The 1470-nt window shown below is 76.5% G+C and carries 2 protein-coding genes; both read left to right on the top strand.

Translation table 11 applies throughout. The annotated features are described in order from the left end of the window. The first annotated feature begins 545 nt into the window (after positions 1-545). Positions 546-1184, top strand: coding sequence for a DUF2617 family protein (locus tag ACFW1A_RS40465; RefSeq protein WP_380418734.1), 639 nt, complete (start codon positions 546-548; stop codon positions 1182-1184). A 103-nt stretch (positions 1185-1287) separates the two neighbouring features. After that, a partial coding sequence (locus ACFW1A_RS40460; RefSeq protein ID WP_380418732.1) for a hypothetical protein occupies positions 1288-1470 on the top strand: 183 nt, incomplete at its 3' end.

Raw genomic sequence — 1470 nt, 5'->3', positions numbered from 1 at the left:
GCACCGGCCGCGGTGCCGGCCGCGGTGCCGGCCGCGGTGCCGGCCGCCCGCGCGCTGCCGGTGGCCGGTCCGGGCTGCGCGGCCCCCTGCCCGCGCGTGCTGGCCGCCCAGGCCCACTGACCGACCGGCGACCTGCCACCCCCTTGGCAGGCCGCCGGTCATTCCCGTCCGACCCCGGGTCCACCACGCTTTCCGCACGGCGCACACTCCGGCGCGGCGCCTCCATGGGGGGCGTGCGATGCACCACTGCGCCCCTCGTTCGCAGACCGCGCAACTCCGCGCAAATGGCGTAGAACGAGCAAACCGCTGCTCGGTCTTGATCACACCTGACCAGACACTACGCCCACAACGGTGAATGTCCGACAAGAAGGGGTAAATCCCTGACGGACCCGGAGAATTCGTGCTTCTCTGCTGCTGAATCTCCAGCCGGAATCCTTCCTTCCACGGTCGGCCGCGTCCTGGACCGCACAGCAACACCAGCCGGCCTCCGGCCGCGTCGGGCGCTGCACGGGGGGCGCGTACGGAGCTGAATTGCGGAGCCCAGCATGCTCACCACACTGCAGACCTCCTACACCGACACCCGCGCCGGCGACCTGGCCTGGTGTCTCGGCGGCGGACCGCTGCCCGCGCTGGCGGTGCGCGACCTGCCGCTGCTGCCGGCGGGGGACGACCCGGAGTGCGCCGGCCCGGACGACCGCGGGGAGCAGGGCAGCGTCGGGGCCGGCAGAGCCGACCGCGGCAGAGCGGCCGGCACCCTGCAGCTGCGCCTGCTCGGCGCCTCGCACCAGGTGGTGATCGCCGCCGGCCCCGGCGAGTGCCTGGAGACGGTGGCCTGCATGCCCGGCCGCCGGACCCCGCTGCCGGCCCGGGTGGCCGAGCAAGTGGCGGGCTGGGAGTACGAGTTCGCCGCCCGGATCGAGTCGCTGCCACCGCACGTCTTCGCCGCCCGGGCCCAGGAGATCCTGGCCCTGGTGGACGAGCACCCGCGGGGCCTGGCCGGGGTCTTCCCCGGCGACCCGAGCGCCTTCACCGCCCTGGTCGCGCACGGCAGCGCCGAGCGGGTGCTCTGGCGGACCTGGCACGCCTACCCGCAGGAGGGCCGGCTGGTCTGCACCCGCTCCTCGCTGGTGGTCCGCAGCCGGGCCGCCGCGCGGTGCGCGCTGGCCCGGCCGACCCCGCCGTGACACCGGCCCGGGCCGAACACCGGGCCGACCGGTCAACTCGGACCACCGGCTATCCCTCCCACGGGTGCAGCTGTACCCCGGCCCGGTCGCCTAGCGTTTCTTCGTGATCAACCAGCCGACCGGACCGCCCGACCAGCCCGGCCCCGACCCCGCCCGCCCCCGCCGCCGCCCGGTGCTCGGGCTGCCGGGCCTGGGGGTGCGCCCGGCCGAGGGCTGGGCGCGGGTGGTCCGGCTCGGCGCGCGGAGGCGGGCGCGGGGCGGTCGGCAGCCGGCCGCGGCGGCGGCC

The organism is Kitasatospora sp. NPDC058965 (genome assembly GCF_042741245.1).
Classification (GTDB): domain Bacteria; phylum Actinomycetota; class Actinomycetes; order Streptomycetales; family Streptomycetaceae; genus Kitasatospora.
The sequence above is the reverse complement of the archived record's forward strand: the minus strand, read 5'-3'. Positions and strand labels throughout refer to the sequence as shown.